This window comes from Mesotoga sp. HF07.pep.5.2.highcov (assembly GCF_003666285.1).
GTDB classification, from domain to species: domain Bacteria; phylum Thermotogota; class Thermotogae; order Petrotogales; family Kosmotogaceae; genus Mesotoga; species Mesotoga prima.
On sequence record NZ_JFHJ01000312.1, the window covers coordinates 1 to 4440 of the forward strand.

3 protein-coding genes and 1 pseudogene are annotated in these 4440 nt (G+C 45.2%); 1 reads left to right on the forward strand and 3 read right to left on the reverse strand.

All coding sequences use genetic code 11. The features are described from left to right. Positions 1–1578, forward strand: a pseudogene (locus BG32_RS06910) (2-hydroxyglutaryl-CoA dehydratase); the annotation flags it as partial. A gap of 182 nt (positions 1579–1760) precedes the next feature. Here the strand turns inward: BG32_RS06910 and BG32_RS06915 are convergent. The 3 genes from BG32_RS06915 to BG32_RS06925 all read right to left on the reverse strand — a co-directional run. Beyond that, positions 1761–2960 (reverse strand): hypothetical protein, encoded by a 1200-nt coding sequence (locus BG32_RS06915; RefSeq protein ID WP_121526602.1) that lies wholly within the window; start codon positions 2958–2960, stop codon positions 1761–1763. A gap of 14 nt (positions 2961–2974) precedes the next feature. Then, complete coding sequence (locus tag BG32_RS06920) at positions 2975–3781, reverse strand: SDR family oxidoreductase (protein ID WP_121526603.1); 807 nt, start codon at positions 3779–3781, stop codon at positions 2975–2977. Positions 3782–3800: 19 nt separating this feature from the next. Next, positions 3801–4440 (reverse strand): acetoacetate decarboxylase family protein (locus BG32_RS06925; protein ID WP_121526604.1); only part of this gene is annotated, 640 nt, incomplete at its 5' end.

Genomic DNA, 4440 nt, shown 5'->3' on the forward strand with positions numbered 1-4440 from the left:
GTAAGAAGCAATCCAAAGCTATTCGCACTCTACATAACTAACTTCAGCTGCGGGCCTGATTCGTTCTTGATCTCCTTCTTCAGAGACATTATGGGGAAAAAGCCATCTCTGATTCTGGAACTGGATAGTCATACGTCAGACGCCGGAGTGGAGACAAGGATCGAAGCCTTCGCCGATGTCGTCAGAAGCTCCCTCGAAAGAAAGACGAATTTGGGCGCGAACAATAGGGCGAAACGGCCAAAACTTTTGACGAACAACGGGGCATTCAGTATAGAGCTGCAGGATGGAAGACACATACCCATTACAGATCCTTCGGTCAAAGTAATCGTTCCCACCATGGGCGAGTTTGCAGCTCAGCTTATAGCGACCGCATTCGAAAAAGTCGGTATAAACAGTCACGTCCTTCCGAGACCGACCGAACTGGAGTTTCAACTGGGGAAATCCAACTCATTATCTAAGGAGTGTTTACCTTTTCACCTGACTCTGGGAAGCCTAATTCGTTACCTCGAGGAGAACAAAGACGACGAAAGCATATTAATGTACTTCATGCCAGACACTCGCGGCCCTTGCCGATTTGGACAGTACAGTACTTACATTGATCTCTGGCTTGACAAGAACAACGCGAACAACGTTCTCCTATTCTCTCTCAATTCTGAAAACGGTTATGCGGGCATAGGACTCAAGGCGAAACTGCGAATCTGGGCGAGCATGATTATTGCAGACGAATTTTGCAACGTTGAAAATGCCTTGCTAACACTGGCATCCGACAGAAATGAGGCAATCAAAGCGGCTAAAGAAGGTCGCAAGATTATGCTAGAGAGTGTCAAAAGAGACTCCTTCAGCGAAATGACCAAGAAACTGGAGGAGATTTGTGAAAACATCTCTCGCATTCCTCTGAAGAGTGATTTCGAAAGTGCACCTAAAGTCCTTCTCTCGGGAGAGATTTACGTCAGGAATGATGAATTCTCCAGAAAGTCTCTGGAGCTATTTTTCGCCGACAACGGAATAATCATGCATGCATCTCCAATTGAAGAATGGATATATTATCTCGACTACATTCTCCTAAAGAGATACGTACCGACCGAACTCGGTCCGCTCAAGAGGGGAACGAAACACGTTGAAATCCTTGTAAAACAGGCATTTGAGAAAAGGATTAAGAAGACTCTTGAAAAGAGCGGGCTTTATAAACCACACTTCGTCGACATCGAGTCCATGGTGATCACTTCTAAGGACTTCTTGAATCCGAAGCTTACCGGAGAGGCAATACTGACCCTTGGAGCAGTTTTGTTCGAATCGATAGATACTTACGATGGAGTTATTTCTATAGGCCCATTTGGATGTATGCCTACAAGGATCGCCGAAGCTATTGCAGAAAGAGGTCTGGAGCACCTGAGAGAAAACTCTAGCAAACTCAAGATGGAGATCTTCAAGATCGCTGGCAACATTCCAATTCTCTTCTTTGAGTCCGATGGAAACCCGTTCACTCCAACCGTCGAAAGCAGGCTTGAATCGTTTGTGGTGCAGGTGAAGAGAGTTAAATCACTTTCGATGGAACTTCAAAGTCAGAAGTTCAAATAACTCTTGAGAGACCAGGATCTGCATTGCGACACGAATTATCCAAAGCCAGATGGCCTAATCTCAAGTCGGCAGCTCCCAAAAATGCTATTGAGATAATCGCTAATATAGATTATCCGGTAAGAATCAATCCAAATGCTTTCTTCCTCTGGACTTAATTGATTGGCTCTGAGAATTTCTAGCCGCTATTTGGTTTCCATCTCCTTTTGTATTCTATCTATAACGAACAGAATGTAAAGCAGGTACAGGAGCACCGCTCCATTAGCCGCCAAAATCACGCCAATAACCAGTCCCGGCAAGAGATGAGAGATCAGCATTGATAGCCCGAATGTTATTGCAAGAACATTCAGAGTGAGTTGCGCGATAGTCAACTTAATGAGCACACTGGGTATCTTACTGTCTTCTCTGCCTGTCCTGCTTGCTTGTTGACCGATGAATTTGCCGAGCGAAAGCGCTCCACCCAATATATTGAGGACACCGACAAGCAAGGTAAGCGGATATACCAAGATCTCCGGAATAATGCAAGATACGGTTCCAAGAGCTGCAAATACAAGACCGATAAGGATCACCGGCAGAGATCTGGGGAAAACTCCTATCGGGGTGCTTCCCGAGGCAATCATCTGGATAGCAAAAATCATCATTAGTAGGCCAAGCTGGGCACTTCCCGAAAAAGGCAGAAGCCCGAGATTTACTGGTATTAATAAAACGCCCAGAATAATCATAAAAACACTTGTAAATAGAATCATGGCCCTGTCGATGGGTAGTTCTACTTCTCCGTCTTTGCTCTTCTGTTCTTGCGGGTAAGTGCTGTATATCTTTCTCAAAACAAACGAAAGATATACGACAGCGGCTCCATAGATCAGAACAAGGATCGCCGTCATTTGAACACTCAACAGGCTCTGATTCCAAAGAAGTACTGATATGAGAATCGATGAAACATATGCCACCGTGCATCCGGCAATCAAGTGTTTGAAGATTCCACCATATTTGGACCAGGCTTTGAGCTTATCCTTCGAAAGGATCATCTGAAGAAGCAATAGAGCTCCTCCCGGGCCAAAGAAAAGGAATAGCAGAAGCCTGGGAATATCATTGAAGGCATCTGGAATGAAACAGGTTATCGTTCCAATTCCACCAACGATAAGCCCCGCCAACACGACAAACTTCGATCGTCTTAAGTCGCCAAATGGTGTTTTCCCCATTGAAATGATCTGCAGGGAGAACATGACCAGCAGAAGTCCGTAAAGTCCATTCTCATAATAGGGAAGTCCTCCGGTAGCCACTGGAAAGAGCAGTATCCCCGTAATAAGAAGAATAAGCCCGGCTATCATCAAGATTACTACTTCAAGAGACAGCTCCGATTCGCTAAACACTTTTGTCAAATTCATAGGCAGCCGCCCAATCAATAGTAGTTACCTTTGGTTCTGTAGTTCTCCAGTCTCTCTGCAGCCAAATTCAGTGCAAACTCATCAAATTTCTCTCGATCTGTTCTATACATTTCGTCAAAATCGCGGTATTTCTGCGGGAAGACTATAAGCAGATCTCCTTTCTCCATCTTCTCGAATATGTAGCTCACCGCTTCTTCGACAGACACTGAATCTGGTGGAGGAGTAAGTCCTCTGAAGATAGCCGTTCTAACATTTCCCGGACATACAACACTGAATCTCAAGCCCTCATTTTGAAGCTCGTAATACAAGCTTTCAGTGATAGTCTTCACCGCACTCTTTGTACCTGCATAAAGCGCTTGATATGGAACTGGGACCAGTCCCGCTATAGAAGCTGTATTTACTATGTGACCAGATTTCTGCTCTCTCATAATTGGAATGGCTTGGTACGTTCCGTAGATCACTCCCCAGAGATTGATATCTATCACATTCTTCCAGATCTCAAGAGTGACCATCTCGGTTGGAATCGTCATTCCTATTCCGGCATTGTTGAATACAAAGTCAAGATGTCCTTCGTACTCTCTTGCTGATTTGATGATCTTCTCCACCTGCTCTTCTTTTGTCACATCAGTGAGGAATGGTACTGCTTCCCCTTCATACTTTGAATTCAGTCTTTCCGATTCTCTATCGAGATTTTCCTGACTTACATCTGCCATAAATACAGCCTTCGCGCCTCTAGAAAGCATTCCCTCGGCCAAACCGAGCCCAATTCCTGAAGCGGCCCCAGTAACAACAGCAACTTTCTTCTCAAAGTATCCGTTCATCTCTTCCTCCTCCTGTAATTTATGGAAGTATCCTGGAATCGCCGACATTCAACCTGACAATTCCTTGGGCCATACTTGCCGATGTAAACCTTCTGATCGGCAAAGCTTCCAATGATCTTATGATCCTTGTCTGCAACGGATGTTGCTCATAAGAAAGGCCAGTCCACTCCACGGAGCCTGTACCAATCCACATTTTCTTCAACACCATCTCTTGAGGATACAGAGTAGCATGGCTCAGAGTAGCACCCCCCTTTCCTAAATTGGGCAAATATCTCCATCCAAACAGATTGATCTTCGGATTCTTGTTTAGCTCGGTAAGATTCTCTTCACTTACCTCATCACTTCTTTGAAGATCGATTCTCAGGAAGGTGAACTGCTCGTAGCTGGCCGCCACAAACCAGTGATTCTCCAGATGACGCTCAGACGAAATGTCTGCGAAAACCTTCGGCACTCCATCCTCTTCACGCCCCCCAATTATCGGGCAGGTTTTGTTTTCCCATACGACAAGCGCATATACTCCTTCGAGACCCTCTGAATTTCCAACATACTTCACAGGTGTCGTCACCTGGATGAGCCTGTACTCTCCCCCAATCATCCAATCTACATCCCTGCAATTGGTATACTGAACATTGACAACCGGCTCCTTAAGTTCGAAGTCC